Origin of the sequence: Streptomyces sp. NPDC057694, assembly GCF_042799415.1 — a bacterium.
Taxonomy (GTDB): Bacteria; Actinomycetota; Actinomycetes; order Streptomycetales; family Streptomycetaceae; genus Streptomyces.
Window position 1 is genome coordinate 30076 of the sequence record NZ_JBHVIX010000005.1, and the last position, 17033, is coordinate 47108.

Below are 17033 nucleotides of genomic sequence, written 5' to 3' on the forward strand. Positions count from 1 at the left end.
GGCTGGAGGCATGCCTACAGAGCCGCTTTCCCAGAAGGAGATCGAGGACCGTCTCGCCGAGCTGCCCGGCTGGTCGCTCGACGGTGCCCGGATCACCCGCACCTACCGACTCGGCACGCACTTCGCGGCGACCGCCCTGGTCGTGCACATCGCCCAGACCCAGGAGGAGCTGAACCACCACTCCGACCTCACCCTCGGCTACAACACGGTCTCCCTCGCCGTGCACACCCACGACGCGGGCGGCTCCGTCACCGCGAAGGACTTCGAACTCGCGCACAGGGTCGAGGAGTTGGCGCCCGGTCACGGCGCCTCCTGAGAACTCTCGGACCGTTTCCCCGGAAGAGGGGTCAGAGCCGGGACGCCCGGAGTTCCACGGCGTCCAGGAGCAGCGCGAGGGTCGTCTCGAACTGGTCGTCCTCGTCGGCGGCGGCCAGGTGCGGGGCCACCGCGGCCAGATCCGGATAGCGCTCCGGGGAGACGGCCAGGTACTCGCGCCGCCACGCAAGGCGGTCGCCCTCCCGCGAGGCGCTGCCCAGCGCGACGACCGAGGCCTCGTACGCGGCCAGGGCCAGGGACGTGTCGACCAGGGAGCGGTAGTAGCGGGCCGCGTCCCGGTCCCCGAAACCGGCCGAACGCAGGGCGCCGACGACCACGTCCGCGCCGTGGAACTCGGCCTCGCGCCGTGCGACCCGGGTGGCGACGAGCACGGCGACCCGGGGGTGCGCCAGACAGGCCGCCCGCGTCCGGCGGGCCAGCGACTCCAGCGTCTGCCGCCAGCCGCCGGACGGGGCGAAGCCGTCCATGGCCTCCGCGATCAGCCGCTCGGCGAGGCCGAGCAGGATCTCGTCCTTGCCCGCGAAGTGCCGCAGCACCGCCGTGTGGTTGGCGCCCAGGTCCGCGCCGAGGCGGCGCAGCGTCAGGGCGTCCGGGCCCTCGCGGTCGACGAGGGCGAGCGCCGCGTCCAGGATCACGCCCTGGCTGAGCGCGGTGGACGGCGGGCGACCGCGCCGGGCCGTGGCCTGCGGCGCGGCTTTCGCCCGGGATGTGCTCATGTCCGTCATCCTATCGACCGGCGCCCGACGCCCCGGGGGACCGGGCGCCCGGGGATCAGGCGCTCGCCTCGAGGTGGGCGACCAGCGCGGTGAGCGCGGCCACCGTCTCCGCGTCCTTCTCCGTGTCCTCCGCCGTGTTCCAGGCGCTGGTCTTCACCACGACGACATCGGCGTCGGGATCGACCCACAGGTACTGCCCGTGGATGCCGATCCCGGAGAACGACCGGCGCGCACTGTCGTACGTCCACCACTGGTTCGCGTACCCGTAGTGCTGCGGGAGGTCCGCGCCGAGCGTTCCGGGGGCCAGGTGCGCGAGGCCGACGCCGCGGCTGCGCTCGACCCATGCGGCGGGTACGATCCGCCGCCCGTCCAGCTCGCCGCCGCGCGCCATGACCAGGCCCACCCGGGCCATGTCCCGCACCGCCGCGTTGAGCGAACCGCCGCCGAGCGCGGTGCGCGGGCGGCCCCGGGTGAGGAAGTAGTACGCGTCCCGCTCCGTGCCGATCCGGCTCCACAGGCGGCTGTGCGCGTAGTCCGCGAGCGACGTGCCGGTCGCCGCTTCGAGGACCCAGCCGAGAACCTGCGAGTCGACGGTCGAATAGTTGAAGGTGCCGCCGGGCTCGGCCGCGCGCCGCAGCGACCGCACCACACCGAGCAGCGAGCCGCCGCCGGACACCGCCTGCTCGAACCGGGCGAACGACGACTCGGGATCGGTGTAGTCCTCCACGAACTCCACCCCGCTGCTCATGTGCAGCAGATCCTCGACCGTCGGCCCGTCGTACGCGCTGCCCACCAGCTCCGGCAGGTACGAGACGACCTTGTCGTCCAGCGCCCCGAGCGCCCCTTCGTCGAGCGCGATCCCGACGAGCAGCGACGTCACCGACTTGGTCACCGAGAACAGCTGGAACCTGGCCCGCGGCGACGCGAACCGGCCCGGATACGCCTCGTGCACCAGCGCACCGCGGTGCAGCACCGCGAACCCGGTCGTGTGGGTGCGCGCGTGCAGCTCCGCCAGGGTGCGCCGCGCGCCCCCGTGCTCGTACGTGAACCCGCGCAGGCCCGGGCGGACCGGCAGGGGCCGTGGCGCCGAGGCCCGCGCCACGGGCTCGCTGGGCAGCACCGCGGACATGTGCGTGAACGCCCACTCGTTGACCGGCCGGGAGAAGGCGACCGAGGCCTGGTTCCGCCACAGCCAGCTCGCCCCCGCGCCGAGCCCCGCGACCGCCGCGCCGATCGCGAGGGCGCCGCCCGCCCGCCTCGTGCCCGTCCCCATACGTCCTCCGCAGTGCCGCCCCGGTAATTTCGGACCAATGGTGACACCGGAGGTCGGCACGGGGCAAGGGGCATGAAGCGAGCGGCGAGGGGCGCAAGGGGCCGGGGGCGGCCGGTGCCTCAGGCCGCGTTCAGGCGCGCCCGCTCCTCCTCGGTCAGCTCCAGGTCCACCGCGCCCAGGCTCTCCTCCAGCTGCGCGACCGACGACGCGCCGACCAGCGGTACCGCCGGGACGTCGCCGCCCAGCATCCAGGCGAGGACGACCTGGTTGACCGTCGCGCCGGACGACTCGGCGACCTCCCGCAGCGCCGTGAGCCGCGCTTCCCGGCTGCCGTGGTCGTGCCCGGCGCCCAGCGGTTTGTCGCCGCGGACGTACGCTCCGCCGAGCAGCGGCGAGTAGGCGACGAGCGTGAGGTCCCGCTCGGCGCGCACCATGCTGAGCAGGTTGCCGTCGGCGGTGGCACACACCCCGTCGGGCGACAGCTCGCCGGCCAGATCGGTCCGGTGCCGCAGATAGCTGTGCTGGTACTGGAGCACCTCGTACCCGGCCAGGCCCTCGGCGCGCGCGATCGCCCGTGCCCGCTCCACCTGCCAGGCCCAGTGGTTGGAGACCCCGAGCAGACCGACGGTCCCCTCCTTCACCAGGGCGCCGAACTCCCTAACCGTCTGCGCGAGTTCGACCTTCGGGTCCGGGATGTGCGCGTACAGCACATCGAGGCGCTCGACACCGAGCCGTGCCTTGCTGCCCTCCACGGCCGCCCGCATCGCCGCCGCCGACAGCCCTTCCGGATTGTCGATGTAACCGGTGCCCGGCGACAGCGGCGCCGCGCCCAGCTTGGTGGCGATGACGATCTCGTCGCCGATGCCACGGCTGCGCCGCCAGTTGCCGAGCAGCGTCTCGCTCTCGCCGCCGACCGTGCCATTGACCCAGAACGCGTAGTTGTCGGAGGTGTCGACGAAGGTGCCTCCGGCCTCCACGTACCGGTCCAGAATCGCGAACGACGTCTTCTCGTCGGTGACCGTGCCGAACAGCATGGCGCCGAGGCTCAGCACACTGACCTCGCGGCGGCGCGCCGGGTCGGCGCCGATCGTGCGGTACTTCATGGGAGTTCCCCCTGTCGGCCGGTCCGGTCGCCGGATGCGCGCCGGACCACGACAGGGAGTCAACGTCTTGAAGTGCACGCGAGGTCAAGCGAGTTCGCCGGACGTCCGCTCCTCGGTGGCGCGCCGGGTGAAGTCCATCGACCAGTTCGGCAGCCACGTCGCGCCCTCGTCGAGGGAGAACGCCTGCTCCCAGCGGGCCGTCGTCGCACTGATCCCCGACCACACGAACCGTGCCCGCACCTCCTTTGCGTCGTGGATGTCGTCGCCGACGAACTCGCCTACGGGCGAACCTGTTTCGTCCTGCGTGAACCGCCCGGTCACCGGTGGGAAGAGGCGGCCCGTGCGGTCGGTCGACCAGTGCAGGGACCACAGCCGGGTCGCCGGGTCGAACAGGCGCAGGGTGAGGCCGGTCCAGCCCTGCGCGGGCACCGGCATCTCGTCGATGTTCGCCGCTCCGCCGAACAGTGGCCGGCAACTGCTCGTCGCGCCGAACTCCTCCCAGCCGCTGTCCGGGTCGAGGAAGGAGCGGCGCCGGCGGTGGGCGACGTCCCACTCGCCGAAGAAGAAGTCGAAATCATGAGAGGTGCTGTTGTCGGCGGTGCTGTTGTCGGCGGTGCTGTCGTGGGCGGTGCTGTCGTTGGCGGTGCTCATGAGCGTCCTCCGGTGGTGCCCTCGGGCAGGGTGTCGTGCACGTAGGCGTCGAGTGCGGGCCGCTCGGGGGCCAGCATGTGCCGTACCCAGGCGTCCCGTTCGTGCAGCAGGGGCGGCAGCTCCCACACGCAGCCGATCCACGGCCGACCCGACGGTCCCGCCGGTTCGGTCACGACGAAGTGGGCCGGGTCGAGGTCCGGGCAGTCGAGCGCCGGCTGCCCCGCGGCGGCGCCCCGGAAGTGCAGGACGTTGTCCCACACCCAGCTGTACGCGTTCAGGTACGCGCCGTCGTCGCCGCCCCGGTGCAGCACGACGAACGTGGCGGGCGGGGTGCCGTCCGGCTCCGGCAGCAGCGACGGCAGGATCGCGTACGCCGCCTTCTCGACATCGGGCGCGATGCCGTGCGGGTCGGCGGTCACGTGGTAGCGCTTGATGCGACGGCCCGCCACCTCGATGGGCGGCGGCACCGTCAGCAGTTTCTCCTGGAAGGCCATGGCGGGACGCTAAGGCCGCTTCACTGACATCCTGTGTCAGTGAAGTCGGTCAAGTCGGTGGAGTCGGTGGAGTCGGTGGAGCCTGTGACATCGGGGGAGTGCGGGTGAAGGCCGGACGGCTCCTTTCGATCCTGCTTCTGTTGCAGACCCGGGGCCTGATGACGGCCGCCCAGCTCGCCGCCGAGCTGGAGGTCTCCGTGCGCACCGTCTACCGCGACATCGAGGCGCTGCACACCGCGGGGGTCCCGCTGTACGGGGACGCCGGGCACGCCGGTGGCTACCGCCTCCTCGACGGCTACCGCACCCGCCTCACGGGCCTGACCAGGGACGAGGCCGAGGCCCTCTTCCTCTCCGGGGTCCCGGGACCGGCCGCCGACCTCGGGCTCGGACCGGTGCTCGCCGCCGCGCAGCTCAAGGTGCGGGCCGCGCTCCCCGCCGAGCTGCGGGCGCACGCCGACCGGATCAGCGCGCGCTTCTTCCTGGACGCGCCCGGCTGGTACGCGCAGGAGGAGGCGACGGAGCATCTGCCGGAGGTGGCGTCCGCCGTGTGGGAGCGGCGGGTGCTGCGGGTCGTCTACCGCCGCTGGCGCGAACCCACCGACGTGGAGCGGACGTTGGAGCCGTACGGGCTCGTCCTGAAGGCCGGCCGCTGGTACGTGGTGGCGTCCGCCGGAAGCGGCCCGCCGCGGACCTACCGCGTGGACCAGATCCTCGAAGTCCACCCCACCGAAGAGGAGTTCACCCCGCCCGACGGCTTCGACCTGGCCGCGTACTGGACGGCGTACCAGGAGGACTTCCACCGGCGGCTGCACTCCTCGGAGGCCGTGGTGCGCCTGGCACCCGGCGCGACCGACCGCCTCACCGGCGCCGCCGCGCAGGCCGCCCGCACGACGGGCCGCACCGAGGACGACGGCTGGACCCGCGCCGTGCTGCCCATCGAGTCGATCGCGCACGCCCACGACGAGTTCCTCCGGCTCGGCGCGGAGATCGAGGTCGTCGAACCGGCCGAGCTGCGCGCGCGGATCACGGAGACGACGAGGAAGCTGGCGCGGTTGTACACGGCCGGAGACTGATCCCCGAGCGAGCGGCAACTGATCCACGTACAGCGGCGACTGACGGAACGACAGCACCCGCCCGTTCCTCCTCCCCCCAGGAGCCCACCCATGGCCCGCACCCACCGCAGACGCCCCCGCATGCTGCTCGCCACCGCCGCGGCCGCCGCCCTCGCCGCGGCCGGGCTCACCTTCCTGCCCGGCGAAGACGCCTCCGCCGCCACCGCGCGGCAGGCCGAGAAGCTGGACCGCGGACTGGTCAGCGTGCACACCGACGCGGGCAACCTGGTCAGCTGGCGCTGGCTGGGCACCGACCCCGACAATGTGTCGTTCAACGTCTACCGGGCCGGTACGAAGGTCAACGCGACGCCGGTCACCGGCTCGACGAACTTCTTCCACGCCGACGCGCCCAACTCGGCGGACTACACGGTCCGCGCGATCGTGAACAACACCGAGCAGGCCGACTCGGCGCACGCCATCCAGTTCCGCACCGGCTACAAGGACGTCCCGATCACGCCGCCGGCCGGCGGCACGACCCCCGACGGCGTTGCCTACACCTACGAGGCGAACGACGCGTCCGTGGGCGACCTCGACGGCGACGGCGTCCTCGAATTCGTCCTCAAGTGGCAGCCCACGAACGCCAAGGACAACTCCCAGTCCGGCTACACGGGCAACACGATCGTCGACGCGGTCAAACTCGACGGGACCCGGATGTGGCGGATCGACCTGGGCCGGAACATCCGCTCGGGCGCCCACTACACCCAGTTCCAGGTGTACGACTACGACGGCGACGGCAAGGCCGAGGTCGCCATGAAGACCGCCGACGGGACGGCCGACGGCAAGGGCACGGTCATCGGCAGCGCGTCCGCCGACCACCGCAACGCGAGCGGTTACGTCCTCTCGGGCCCCGAGTACCTGACGATGTTCAACGGGCAGACCGGTGCGGCGATGGGCTCCGTCGACTACGTTCCCGCGCGCGGCACCGTCTCGTCGTGGGGCGACTCGTACGGCAACCGCGTCGACCGCTTCCTCGCCGGGACGGCCTATCTCGACGGCTCCCGCCCCTCACTCATCGAGGCCCGCGGCTACTACACGCGCACGGTGATCGCGGCCTGGGACTGGCGCGACGGGAAGTTCACCCGCCGCTGGACCTTCGACACGAACGCGTCCACCAACTCCGGCAAGGGATACGACGGCCAGGGTTCCCACAGCCTGTCCGTCGGTGACGTCGACGCGGACGGCAAGGACGAGATCGTCTACGGCGCGATGGCCGTCGACGACAACGGCAGCGGCCTGTGGACGACGAAGACCGGCCACGGCGACGCGCAGCACCTGGGCGACCTGGACCCGTCCTCGCCCGGCCTCGAATACTTCAAGGTCTCCGAGTCCACGTCCCAGCCCGCCGAGCTGTACATCGACCCGTCGAACGGCACGGTGAAATGGAAGCTCGCGGCCTGCTGCGACAACGGGCGCGGCGTCGCGGGCGACATCTACGCGGGCAACGACGGCGCCGAGGTCTGGTCGGCGTCCGACACGAACATCCGCGACGAGGCCGGCGCGACCAAGGGCCGCGAGCCGTCCTCCGTCAACTTCCCCTCCTGGTGGGACGGCGACACCACCCGCGAACTCCTCGACGGCACCCACATCGACAAGTACGGCCCGTCGTCCGACACCCGCCTCCTGACGGCCTCCGGCGTCCACTCCAACAACACCACCAAGGCCACCCCGTCACTGTCCGGCGACATCCTCGGCGACTGGCGCGAGGAAGTCGTCTGGCCGACGACCGACAACACGGCCCTGCGCATCTACTCGACCCCGATCGAGACCACCACCCGCATCACGACACTCCTCCACGACACGATGTACCGCACGGCCCTGGCCTGGCAGAACACGGCCTACAACCAGCCCCCGCACCCGAGCTTCTTCATCGGCAACAAGATGCCGACGGCCCCGAGGCCGGTGATCACGACACCGTGAGGCGCTGATCTGCTGAAACGCCCGCCGCGCCGGAACCGCGAAGCGGCTGCTCCCCCGGAGGGAGTGGCCGCTCTTCCCGTGCATTTAGATCCAGCAACGGGCGAACCCTAGGCCGCCTTCACGATCTCCCCACGCACCGCCGCAGCCCACTCGACGATCAGCACCTCGTACTCGGCGCGCTGCTCCGCGCTCAACCGCCCGCCGCTGTGCAGCATCAGGCCGCGGATCCGCTCGTTGAGCTCGGCGGCGGACCGCACGGAACCAGGCGGCTGGATGGGGATCATGTGAAGAGCCTAGGTGCTGCCACTGACAACGGGCCAGCTCGTGGCGAAACGGGCATATACCGATCTAGGGCCTGTCCGGCGGATCTTGTTGCGGGCGCGGGGTCTGGCACGCACTCCCCCAAGCTCTTAAGGAGCAGGGGGTACCCCCCCTCGGCGTTGTCGTCGGTTGCCGACGCTCCGCGGTCGCCCTCCTCCGCCTTGCAACTGCACGCACCAGACCCCGCTCACCAGCACAGAACCGTGCGGGCCACCGAACGCGACCTGATCCGCCGGACAGGCCCTAGGCGCGGACCATCTGCTTGACGCGAGCGAGTGCCCTCTCCCACGGGAACGCCCGTGGATGCCCCTGCTCCGGCGGATGCGACGTGTATCCGTCCGGCCCGTCGAGCACGACGACGCCCTGTTTCCGCAGCGCTTCGATCGACGCCGCGACCGCGGGCTGGGCACCTTGCGCCTGCGCGCAGTCCACAACGCTCAGCCGGCGCAGGCAAGCCGCTGTCGGGATCGGGAGTCGCACCGACAACGTCCTTCACCAGGTCCACGTCGTCTGGCCGGCCCTCGACCTCTTCGGGGGCGAGAGCATCGGCCTCCAGGAGTTCGCTGAGAGGCTGTTCGCGGTCGCGGCCAACAAGGAGGGGTGCCTGTACCGCCGGACATGCGGGTGAGAGCCCTAACCAGGGGCGAATCCTGGGGAGCGTGGCTTCATCGGGGGGGGTCGCAAAGCTCAGTCAATACCTCTCACCCCCACTCCGGGCCACTCGATACCGCCAGCTCAGGGTGATGGAGACCGGCCCGCACCGCGAACTCCGGAGGCTGTTGTAGGCGGTGTTCTGCCACGCCCATGGAGTCGACTCTCCGTGCCCTCACGCGTCGTCCTTGCGCGCCTCGGGTTCGTGGATCCGGTCCGCCCAGTCGCGGCCGAGCCGAGCGCCGAGGCCGCGCAGGGCGTCCTCGGTGCGGCCGTACGCGCTGAACTTGAAGCCACCGCTGCCGGGATCGAGGCACACGAGGGCATCGGGACCGCCGAAGTACTCGGCGTGGGACGTCAGCTCGCGCCAGGGCAGCAGTCCCAGCGGCCGGAGAGCATCGCGGACCGCCGCCTCGGCCGGGCGGGAGATGCGGCTCTCGAAGGCGCCCCAGCCGAAATGGGCGGGCAGCCGGGCGACGGCCAGCTGCAGGAAGAACTCCGACACGGAGGGGCTCTGCAGCACCCAGGTGTCGTCGCCGTCCTCGTCCAGGACGTCGACGACCACGGGCGGATCCGGCTGACCGGCGCGGGCCGCCGGATAGCCCCAGGTGTTGCCGTACTCGTACTCCGCCATGAAGACGCACACCCGCTGGTCCTCGTCCGCGCCGACGAATGGATTGCCGGGCGGGAGCGGGCCGTACTCGTCCGTGGGCGGCCACTCGTCCTCGGTCCAGTACAGCTGGGGCCGGTCGGCGAAGGAGTTGAACGGCAGGTCCCACCACTCCCTTAGCGCCGTCGGCACGGGAGACGCCGTGACCAGGTCGCCGGGCCTGGTCAGGGCGGGGCTGCCGGACGGCACGTATCCCCACTCCTCCTGGAACCGGCGCAGCAGCTCCCAGCGGGCCGCCGTCCCCCCGGCGCGCGCCGCGTCCAGCCGGGTGTGGAAGCGGCCGTAGTCGATCTCCGTCATGCGCCGAGCCTAGGGGCTCGCACCGACATCCGTGCGGGCCCCAGGTCCGGATCGGCCCAGGTCAGGTCACCGCGCAGCTGTTCCCGCCCAGGGAGAACGCCGTCGGCTTCCCGTTCCCCGCCCCCGGCCGCGATCCCGTGAACCCGAACGCGACCGAACCTCCAGCCGCCACGGTCCCGTTCCAGCTCACGTTCTTCGTCGTGACCGTCGCGCCGGACTGGGCGTAGGAGGCGTTCCAGAGTTGGGAGATCTGCTGGCCGTCGGGGAACGACCAGTCGAGAGACCAGCCGGACCACGGAGTCGTACCCGTGTTGGTCAGGGTCACGTCGGCCTGGAAGCCGCCCGACCACTCGTTCGTGATCTTGTACGTGACCGTGCAGGCGGCCGGTGTGCCGGGGGAGCCGCCGCCGTCGTCGGGGGCGTCCGCCGTGTCGCCGTAGACGACGCCCCGGCCGTTCGTCGACACGTACACCCGGCCGTACACGCGCGGGTCGCCGGTGATCGCCGCGCCGGTCCAACCCCATTGGTGCGCATCGTCGTTGACGCGGGTCCACGACGCGCCCGCGTCCGTCGAGCGGAAGATGCCGCGCACGCCGCCGATCTTCGCGCTCGCGTACAGCGTCTGATATGTGGCGCCCGGCGCCGCCTTGCCGAAGCCGATGGTGTCGGCCTGCTGGACGTTCGACAGCTTGGTGAACGTGGCGCCGCCGTCCGTCGAGTGCCACAGCCCGTACGCGTCCGACGTCGAGCCGCCGGCCAGCCAGATGTCACCCTTGGTGCCCGGCACCGCCTTGAAGCGGACCGGCCCGTCCGTCGGCAGCCCGCTCGACGCCTTCGCCGTGAACGTCTTGCCGCCGTCCGAACTGGCGTAGAAAGTGCCCGACTTGAAGGCGTAGAAGAGGGAGGCGTCCGCACGGTCCGACTCGACGACCGCACCCGCCGGTACACCGCTCGCCGCCGTCCACGACGACCCCGTACCCGTCTGCACCCCCGCGCCGTCCGGGCTCCACACGATCCGCCCGCCGTCCGCCGACACCGCGACCGTGCCGCCGCCGGTGACGCCCGACGGATCGGCGCCCGCCGCGTACCAGTTGGCGCCGTTGTCCTGGGAGAGGGCGACGTGCGCGCCCGAGTCGACGTTCCCCGCGCGCACCACCACGTCCGGCTTGCTCTCCGCGAAGTCCAGGCTCGTGCTGGAGGTGAAGTTCGGGGAGGTGTACATCATCGACGGCACCTTCGTCAGGTCCGTGTGCCGGAAGCCGCCGATGTCCCCGAGCGCGGACAGCAGCGGTGCCCCGGAGGGCGGCGAGGCCAGGTCGTTGACCGCCGTCTCCTCAAGTCCCTTGACCATGGGGGAGATCGTGAACGTACCGCCGCTGTCCCACTTGCCGAGATCCTCGGTCCCGTAGACCGTCGCGCCCGTCCCGTACATCATGCGGTCCGAGTCGAACGGGTCGATCTCCAGCGCCTCCGTCATCCAGCCCAGCTTCGGCGTCTGCTCGGGCGGCGACGGATTCGCGCCCCACGTCAGCCAGGGCACGGACGACACATCCATGGTGTAGCGGTTCGCCCGGTTCGGGTACGACGTGTAGTCCCACGCCTTCGTCCAGCTGCCGCCGCTGTCCGTGGAGCGGAAGATCAGTGTGTCCGGCCACCAGGAGCTGTAGCCCGACACCATCACCGTGCCGGGGTGCTGCCGGTCGATCGTCAGACCGCTGAAGCCGTAATAGGTGTCGGCCTCGGCGACGGGGCTGATGTCCTTCCACTCGCCGGTCTTCGTCGCGTACCGCCACACCTGGCCCTTGCCACCGTCGTACGGGCCGCCCTTGTCGCTGTACGCGACGTACAGATAGCCGTTCTCGGCGTCGAGGACGCTCTTGTGCGGAAGGTGGCCGGTGGGCTGGCCGGCCACCCGCTCCCAGGTCGCGCCCGCGTCCGTCGAGCGGTACACGGAGTTCGCCTGGTCGGCGACACCGACGTAGAGCGTCCGCGTGCGGTCCGAACCCGTCGCCGACGACTCGTCGAACTGCACCCACACCACACCCTGGTTGTCCGAGGCGTAGCCCGTCGTGTCCGACGGATCCTGCTGGTAGTTCCCGGGGTTGGGGAAGGAGCCGACCTGCGACCAGGTCACCCCCGCGTCCGTCGAACGCCACAGGCCTTTGCCACTGGGCGCGCCCAGGTAGAGGACCTTGTTGTCGTGCGGGTCGACGGCGAGCCGCTCGCCCATGCCGCGGCCCGGCATGTTGCCGCCCAGCTTGAAGGGCAGGTCGGTCTTCTTCCAGCTGGCGCCGCGGTCGGCGGAGCGCAGGATCGCGCCGTTGCCCGGATCCCAGTCGTTCGTGTACGTGCCGACGGCCGCGTACACCTTGTCCGGGTCGACGGAGTCGGTGGCCAGCGAGGCCACACCCGTGTGACCCCAGTCGTCCCAGCCGACCGAGTCGAGGAGCGGCGTCCAGGACTTGCTGTCCTGGGTCCACCGGTAGGCGCCGCCGATGTCGGTACGGGCGTAGGCGAGGTTCTTCTCGGAGCGGTTGAAGACGATGCCGGGGACGAACCCGCCGCCGTCGATGCGGGCGTTCTTCCAGGTGTACGTGTCGGCGGCGAGGCCCGCCTTCGGCTCGGCCGATGCAGCTGCCTGAGTAACCGTCAGCAGGCTTGCCGTCAGCGCCAGTACGGCACTCAGGAGAAGTCGTGTACGTGGTCGTGGCATGGAGGGTCCCGGGGGTGAGGGTGGGGAGAGGACGTGCGGTGGCCGGGCGGCCCCCGGGGAGGGGGGCCGCCCGGCTCCTCTGGGCACGGAGCCGCTGCCGGGCGGGGCGTTACTCGAGCAGCTCCGCGTACGAACCCATGGCGAGCGCGATGTCCGCCTGGGCCCAGAACCGGTGGTACGTGAACGTCGGCGCCGCGCCGCCCGCCAGATAGGCCTCGACCTTCGACCAGTTGGGGTCGTCCTTGTAGAAGGACCGCAGCGAGGAGAAGGTCGACGACGAGTTGATCGCGTCGCCGTTCGGCATGGTTCCGGTCCAGCCGGACGGCACGTAGACCGGGTCGTCGAACCGGCTGTAGTCGGCCCGCGTCTCGGGCACCGCGATGCCGAGCGCGTCCTGGTCGTTCTCCCACATGCCGTCGAGCAGCGCCTTCGCCGTCGACTTCGCGGCCGCGTCACCGGACCTGGCGGCGTAGTACGTCAGCGTCTTCGCGTACGCCGCCGCCACCCCCACATCGTCCGTGTAGTCGGCGACGGACACGTGAAGTGATGCGTTGGCGCCGGGACTTGACGCGCTCCAGGTGTCCGGCTTGCCCGACCACTTGAGGGTGGAGGGGATCCGGAAGGTGCCGTCCGGGTTGACGGTCGTCTCGGACAGGGCCCAGTCGACCCACTTGTCGAGCACCGTCTTCGCGTCGGCGTCGCCCGTCTGCTGGTAGTACTCGGCGACCCGCTCCATCGACCACGCCTGGAAGCCGAACCACTGGTTCGACGGCGGGTCGTGGTAGACCGGCGCCTCGTCGTAGTACATGCCGTAGAAGGTCGGCGTGCCGGACGGCGGGGTGTCGTACCGGCCCGCCCAGCTGTTCGTAGCGCCGCCGGCGATGGCGCCCTCGTCCGACTGCAGCCAGCGGTAGAACTCCAGCTGCCGGTCGAGTGATTTGGCCCAGTCCGCCTGTCCTGTCGTCGACTTGGGCTTCAGGTCGGCGGACGAGGAGAGCGCGTAGGCGGCGAGCGGATTCTGGTACCCGCCGTGCGTGTGGCTGGAGCCGATGCGCCAGGCCCAGCCCGCCGAGGTGTCGGTCGCGCCGCCCCACGCGTAGTACCAGGACAGCAGATAGTGCGACGCGTCCTTGCCGGTACCGGCCGGGCAGGTGCTCGGCCCGGCGCAGTTCCCCACCTTCTTGAAGTACTTGTCGTACATCGCGTAGCGCAGATAGTCACCCATCTTCGCGGCCTTGCCGACGGTGGCCGACACCTCGGAGCTCTTGCCCTGCTCCTTGGCCCACACGTCCGCCCAGTACGCGGCCTGCACGGCGCGCGCGTCGGCGTCCGGCGCGTCCGTGTACTTCCACTGCTTCGCGTACGACGAGTCACCGGTGAAGAGGTCCAAGTACCCGTTTTTGCCGCCGTACTTGAAGGCGTCACAGGTGGGCTGCGGAACCGTCTCCCACACCGACTCCTGCGCGCCGCGCTGGAAGGTGTTGATGTACGAGGGACCGGTGGCCGTCGGGCCCGCCTCGCACTTCCCGGGCTCGTTGCCGAAGCCGTACGTGTTGTCGACGTCCTGCAGCCAGTGCATGCCGTAGACGTCGTCGGTGCCGTACGCGCTCTTCAGCTCGGCCGCGATCGGGTCCGTGCCGACGGAGACCGACGGGTCCAGCTTCGCCGGGTACTGCGACGGCAGATCCTCCTCGGGCGCGTACGTCGCGGGCTTGGAGGCGTTGTAGAACGAATTCGTCGGCTGGTCCGCGTGCGTGGGGATCATGTACTTCTCCATGATCTCCCAGGCGCCGTTGAACTTGGACCAGTCGCCGCTGACCTTCCCGTACATGGCCTGGAGCCACAGCAGGTACGAGTACGCCTCGGACGTCGTCTCGTGGCCCTGGTCCGGCGCCTCCACGATCAGCGTCTCCACCGAGTGGTACGGGATGCCCTCCGGCGAGAAGTAGCCGTTCGCCGGGTCGGTGATCTTCCCGTAGAGGTCGAGGAAGCGGGTGTCGTACTCCGTGCCGGCCGCGAGCTGGGTGACCGTGACCGTCGCCTTGGTGTGCCCGGGCGCGCTCACCGTGAACGTGGCGGCGCCGGTCCCGGAGGAGTCCGCCGCGACGGTCACCTTCTGCGCCGTGTCCCAGTTCGACGGTGTGAAAGTGAGGCTCGCGCCGGAGGAGACGGACAGCCCCGTGTTGCCGCCGGTGCGGGCCGTCGTGACCGTCACGTTCGCCGTCGGTTTCGTGGACAGCTTCACGTCGAAGGTCCCGGACGTGCCCTGCTGGACGCCGAGTTGGGACGGGGTCGCCGTCACCGCGGGTCCCGAAGCCACCGTGATGCCGACCGGTGTCGACTCCCCGGACGCGCCCGTGCTGTCGTACGCCTTCGCGTAGAGGGAGTGCGGGCCGGCCGCGAGGGAGTCCGCGCCCAGCGTGTACGGGGGCGTGGTGTCGGTGCCGAGCAGCGTCGTGTCGTCGTAGAACTCGACCTTGGTGATGCCCGCTCCGTCGGCCGCCGCCGCGGTCGCCGCGAGCGGAACCGTGTCACCGGCCGTGTAGAGCGCCCCGGCCGTGGGGCTGGTCAGCACCGTGACCGGCGGCTGATGGGCTCCCGCGCACGTCGTGCCATTGATCGCGAAATCCGTGGGAGTTGAATTCGAGCCGCTGTAACCGAATTGCGCACCGGTGCTCGCGGCGGCTCCCGCCGCGATCTTTCCGTTGTATCCGGCGTCCTTCACGGTGACGTTCCGGCCGGATTGCGACCAGGTGCCGTTCCAGCCATTGGTGAGTTTCTGGTCACCGGCGTAGGAGTAGGTGAGGGTCCAGCCGTCGATCGCCGCCGAGCCGCGGTTCGTGATCGTCAGATCGGCCGTGAAGCCGGATCCCCAGTCGTTGGTCTTGTAGTCGACGCTGCACGCAACTGCCGCTGCTTGAGCGGTAGTTGGGAGTGCCGCGAGGGTGGCGAGCGGCAGTGCGAGTGCCGCCGTGACAGCGGTCCATAGCCGCCGGGCCCGTCTCTTGGGCATGCCCTGGTCCTTCTCTCGTGGGGGCTCTCGTGGGGGTGAACCTGTGAACCAGTGGGAGCGCTCCCAGGATGATGAGGAGTCAAATGGGGGTCAAGAGACTTGAAGAGTCGAATTAATTCGACAGTGGTTTTCCGGAACGCCTCTGTTGCTTGACGGCAGTTCCTTCTCTACAGTCCACCCAGCAACCAGTGGGAGCGATTCCATCAGTCGACGCGCCGGCTTTGTGCCGTCGCGCCCGAGCTGCAAGGAGTCGCTCATGCGACACCCCCCGCGCCACCTGTCACTGTGGGCGTGCGCCGCACTCGCGGCGGCCGCGCTCGTCCCCCTGACCGGATCCGCGTCCGCGGCCGCACCCGCCTGCTCGGTGGAGTATTCCGTCACCTCGCAGTGGGACAGCGGCTTCCAGGGCGCCGTGAAGGTCACCAACAACGGTGCGGCGAAGGACAGTTGGAGCCTGTCCTTCGCCTTCGCCGACGGACAGAAGGTCACCCAGGGCTGGAGCGCCAAATGGTCCCAGTCCGGTACGACGGTGACCGCGGCCAACGAGTCGTGGAACGGCGCGCTCGCCTCGGGCGGCAGCGTGTCGGCCGGGTTCATCGGGTCGTGGTCGGGCGCCAACACGGTGCCCAAGACCTTCAAGCTGAACGGCGTCACCTGCAACGAGGACATCACCGATCCGACGGATCCGACGGATCCGACCGACCCCGGTGACGGCACCGCCCCTGCCCTGAAAGCGTCGGGGAACAAGCTCGTCGACGCCACCAGCGGGGCCACGCACCGGATCCTCGGTGTGAACCGCTCCGGCGGCGAGTTCATGTGCGTCCAGGGATACGGGATCTTCGACGGCCCCGTGGACGACGCGTCGGTGAAGGCCATCGCCGACTGGAAGGCGAACGCCGTCCGCATCCCGCTCAACGAGGAGTGCTGGCTCGGCCTCGACAACATCAAATCCGAATACGGAGGTGCCAACTACCAGGCCGCCATCAAGGACCTGGTCACCAAGGTCAAAGCGCACGGCATGACGCCGATCCTCGAACTGCACTGGTCCTACGGCCAGTACACCGGGAACTCGGCCGGCTGCTCCGACATCCACGCCACCTGCCAGAAGCCGATGCCGGACGCGCAGTACACACCTGCCTTCTGGTCGTCCGTGGCCGGTGCCTACAAGGACGATCCGGCGGTCGCCTTCGACCTGTTCAACGAGCCGTACCCGGACCGAGCCACCTCCACCCTGGACCAGGCGTGGGCCTGCTGGAAGGACGGCGGCACCTGCCCCGGCATCGGCTACGAGGTCGCGGGCATGCAGGACCTCGTCGACGCCGTCCGCACGGCGGGCGCCGGCAACCTCATCCTGATCGGCGGCCTCGCCTACTCCAACGACCTGCGGCAGTGGCTCGCCCACAAGCCGACCGACCCGGCCGGCAATCTCGCCGCCGCCTACCACGTCTACAACTTCAACACCTGCGCCAGTGAGAGCTGCTGGGACGAGCAGCTCGCGCCGGTCGCGGCCCAAGTGCCGCTGGTGGCGGGGGAGATCGGCGAGAACACCTGCTCCCACGCCTTCATCGACCGGGTCATGAAGTGGTTCGACGACCGTGAGCTGTCGTACCTCGGCTGGACCTGGAACACCTGGGACTGCGCCTCGGGCCCCTCGCTGATCAGCGACTACGACGGCACACCGACCGCGTTCGGAGCCGGCCTGCGCGACCACCTGCAAGCCGTCAACGGCTGACCCGAGCCGTCGACGACCGACCCGAGCCCCA

The 17033-nt window shown here is 70.5% G+C and carries 13 protein-coding genes; 4 read left to right on the forward strand and 9 right to left on the reverse strand.

The annotated features are described in order from the left end of the window. Positions 1–10: 10 nt before the first annotated feature. Complete coding sequence (locus ACFVDP_RS14570) at positions 11–316, forward strand: 4a-hydroxytetrahydrobiopterin dehydratase (protein WP_383488662.1); 306 nt, start codon at positions 11–13, stop codon at positions 314–316. A 31-nt stretch (positions 317–347) separates the two neighbouring features. On the opposite strand, the gene ACFVDP_RS14575 is transcribed toward ACFVDP_RS14570, so the two are convergent. From ACFVDP_RS14575 to ACFVDP_RS14595, 5 genes are all read right to left on the reverse strand, one after another. After that, positions 348–1052 carry a TetR/AcrR family transcriptional regulator gene (locus tag ACFVDP_RS14575; protein ID WP_383488665.1) on the reverse strand — a complete coding sequence of 235 codons (705 nt, stop codon included), beginning with the start codon at positions 1050–1052 and terminating at the stop codon, positions 348–350. Between the two features lie 55 nt (positions 1053–1107). Then, entirely contained in the window at positions 1108–2325 is a 1218-nt protein-coding gene (locus ACFVDP_RS14580) for a serine hydrolase domain-containing protein (RefSeq protein ID WP_383488668.1), read from the reverse strand. Positions 2326–2444: 119 nt separating this feature from the next. Continuing rightward, complete coding sequence (locus ACFVDP_RS14585) at positions 2445–3428, reverse strand: aldo/keto reductase (RefSeq protein WP_383488672.1); 984 nt, start codon at positions 3426–3428, stop codon at positions 2445–2447. 84 nt (positions 3429–3512) lie between these two features. Beyond that, the gene (locus ACFVDP_RS14590; RefSeq protein WP_383488675.1) at positions 3513–4079 is read right to left on the reverse strand and encodes a hypothetical protein; all 567 of its coding nucleotides are present in this window, start codon (positions 4077–4079) and stop codon (positions 3513–3515) included. Further along, positions 4076–4573: a hypothetical protein gene (locus tag ACFVDP_RS14595; protein ID WP_383488678.1), complete on the reverse strand. Its 498-nt coding sequence runs from the start codon at positions 4571–4573 to the stop codon at positions 4076–4078. The genes ACFVDP_RS14590 and ACFVDP_RS14595 overlap by 4 nt, the downstream gene beginning before the upstream one ends. Positions 4574–4677: 104 nt before the next feature. Here ACFVDP_RS14595 and ACFVDP_RS14600 point away from each other — a divergent pair, with 104 nt between their 5' ends. Both ACFVDP_RS14600 and ACFVDP_RS14605 read left to right on the forward strand, forming a co-directional pair. Further along, a complete protein-coding gene (locus ACFVDP_RS14600; RefSeq protein ID WP_383488681.1) occupies positions 4678–5646 on the forward strand; it encodes a helix-turn-helix transcriptional regulator in 969 nt (322 codons plus the stop codon). Between the two features lie 90 nt (positions 5647–5736). After that, entirely contained in the window at positions 5737–7602 is a 1866-nt protein-coding gene (locus ACFVDP_RS14605; RefSeq protein ID WP_383488684.1) for a rhamnogalacturonan lyase, read from the forward strand. A 107-nt stretch (positions 7603–7709) separates the two neighbouring features. Here ACFVDP_RS14605 and ACFVDP_RS14610 read toward each other — a convergent pair whose 3' ends face one another. The 4 genes from ACFVDP_RS14610 to ACFVDP_RS14625 form a co-directional block, all read right to left on the reverse strand. After that, entirely contained in the window at positions 7710–7886 is a 177-nt protein-coding gene (locus ACFVDP_RS14610; protein ID WP_383488687.1) for a hypothetical protein, read from the reverse strand. Positions 7887–8749: 863 nt separating this feature from the next. Then, entirely contained in the window at positions 8750–9544 is a 795-nt protein-coding gene (locus ACFVDP_RS14615) for a hypothetical protein (protein ID WP_383488690.1), read from the reverse strand. A gap of 61 nt (positions 9545–9605) precedes the next feature. Then, positions 9606–12257 carry a cellulose binding domain-containing protein gene (locus tag ACFVDP_RS14620; protein ID WP_383488693.1) on the reverse strand — a complete coding sequence of 884 codons (2652 nt, stop codon included), beginning with the start codon at positions 12255–12257 and terminating at the stop codon, positions 9606–9608. Positions 12258–12366: 109 nt separating this feature from the next. After that, positions 12367–15270: a glycoside hydrolase family 48 protein gene (locus ACFVDP_RS14625; RefSeq protein WP_383488696.1), complete on the reverse strand. Its 2904-nt coding sequence runs from the start codon at positions 15268–15270 to the stop codon at positions 12367–12369. Positions 15271–15526: 256 nt separating this feature from the next. Between ACFVDP_RS14625 and ACFVDP_RS14630 the strand changes: the two genes are divergently transcribed. Continuing rightward, positions 15527–17002, forward strand: coding sequence for a cellulose binding domain-containing protein (locus ACFVDP_RS14630; RefSeq protein WP_383488699.1), 1476 nt, complete (start codon positions 15527–15529; stop codon positions 17000–17002). Positions 17003–17033 lie beyond the last annotated feature (31 nt).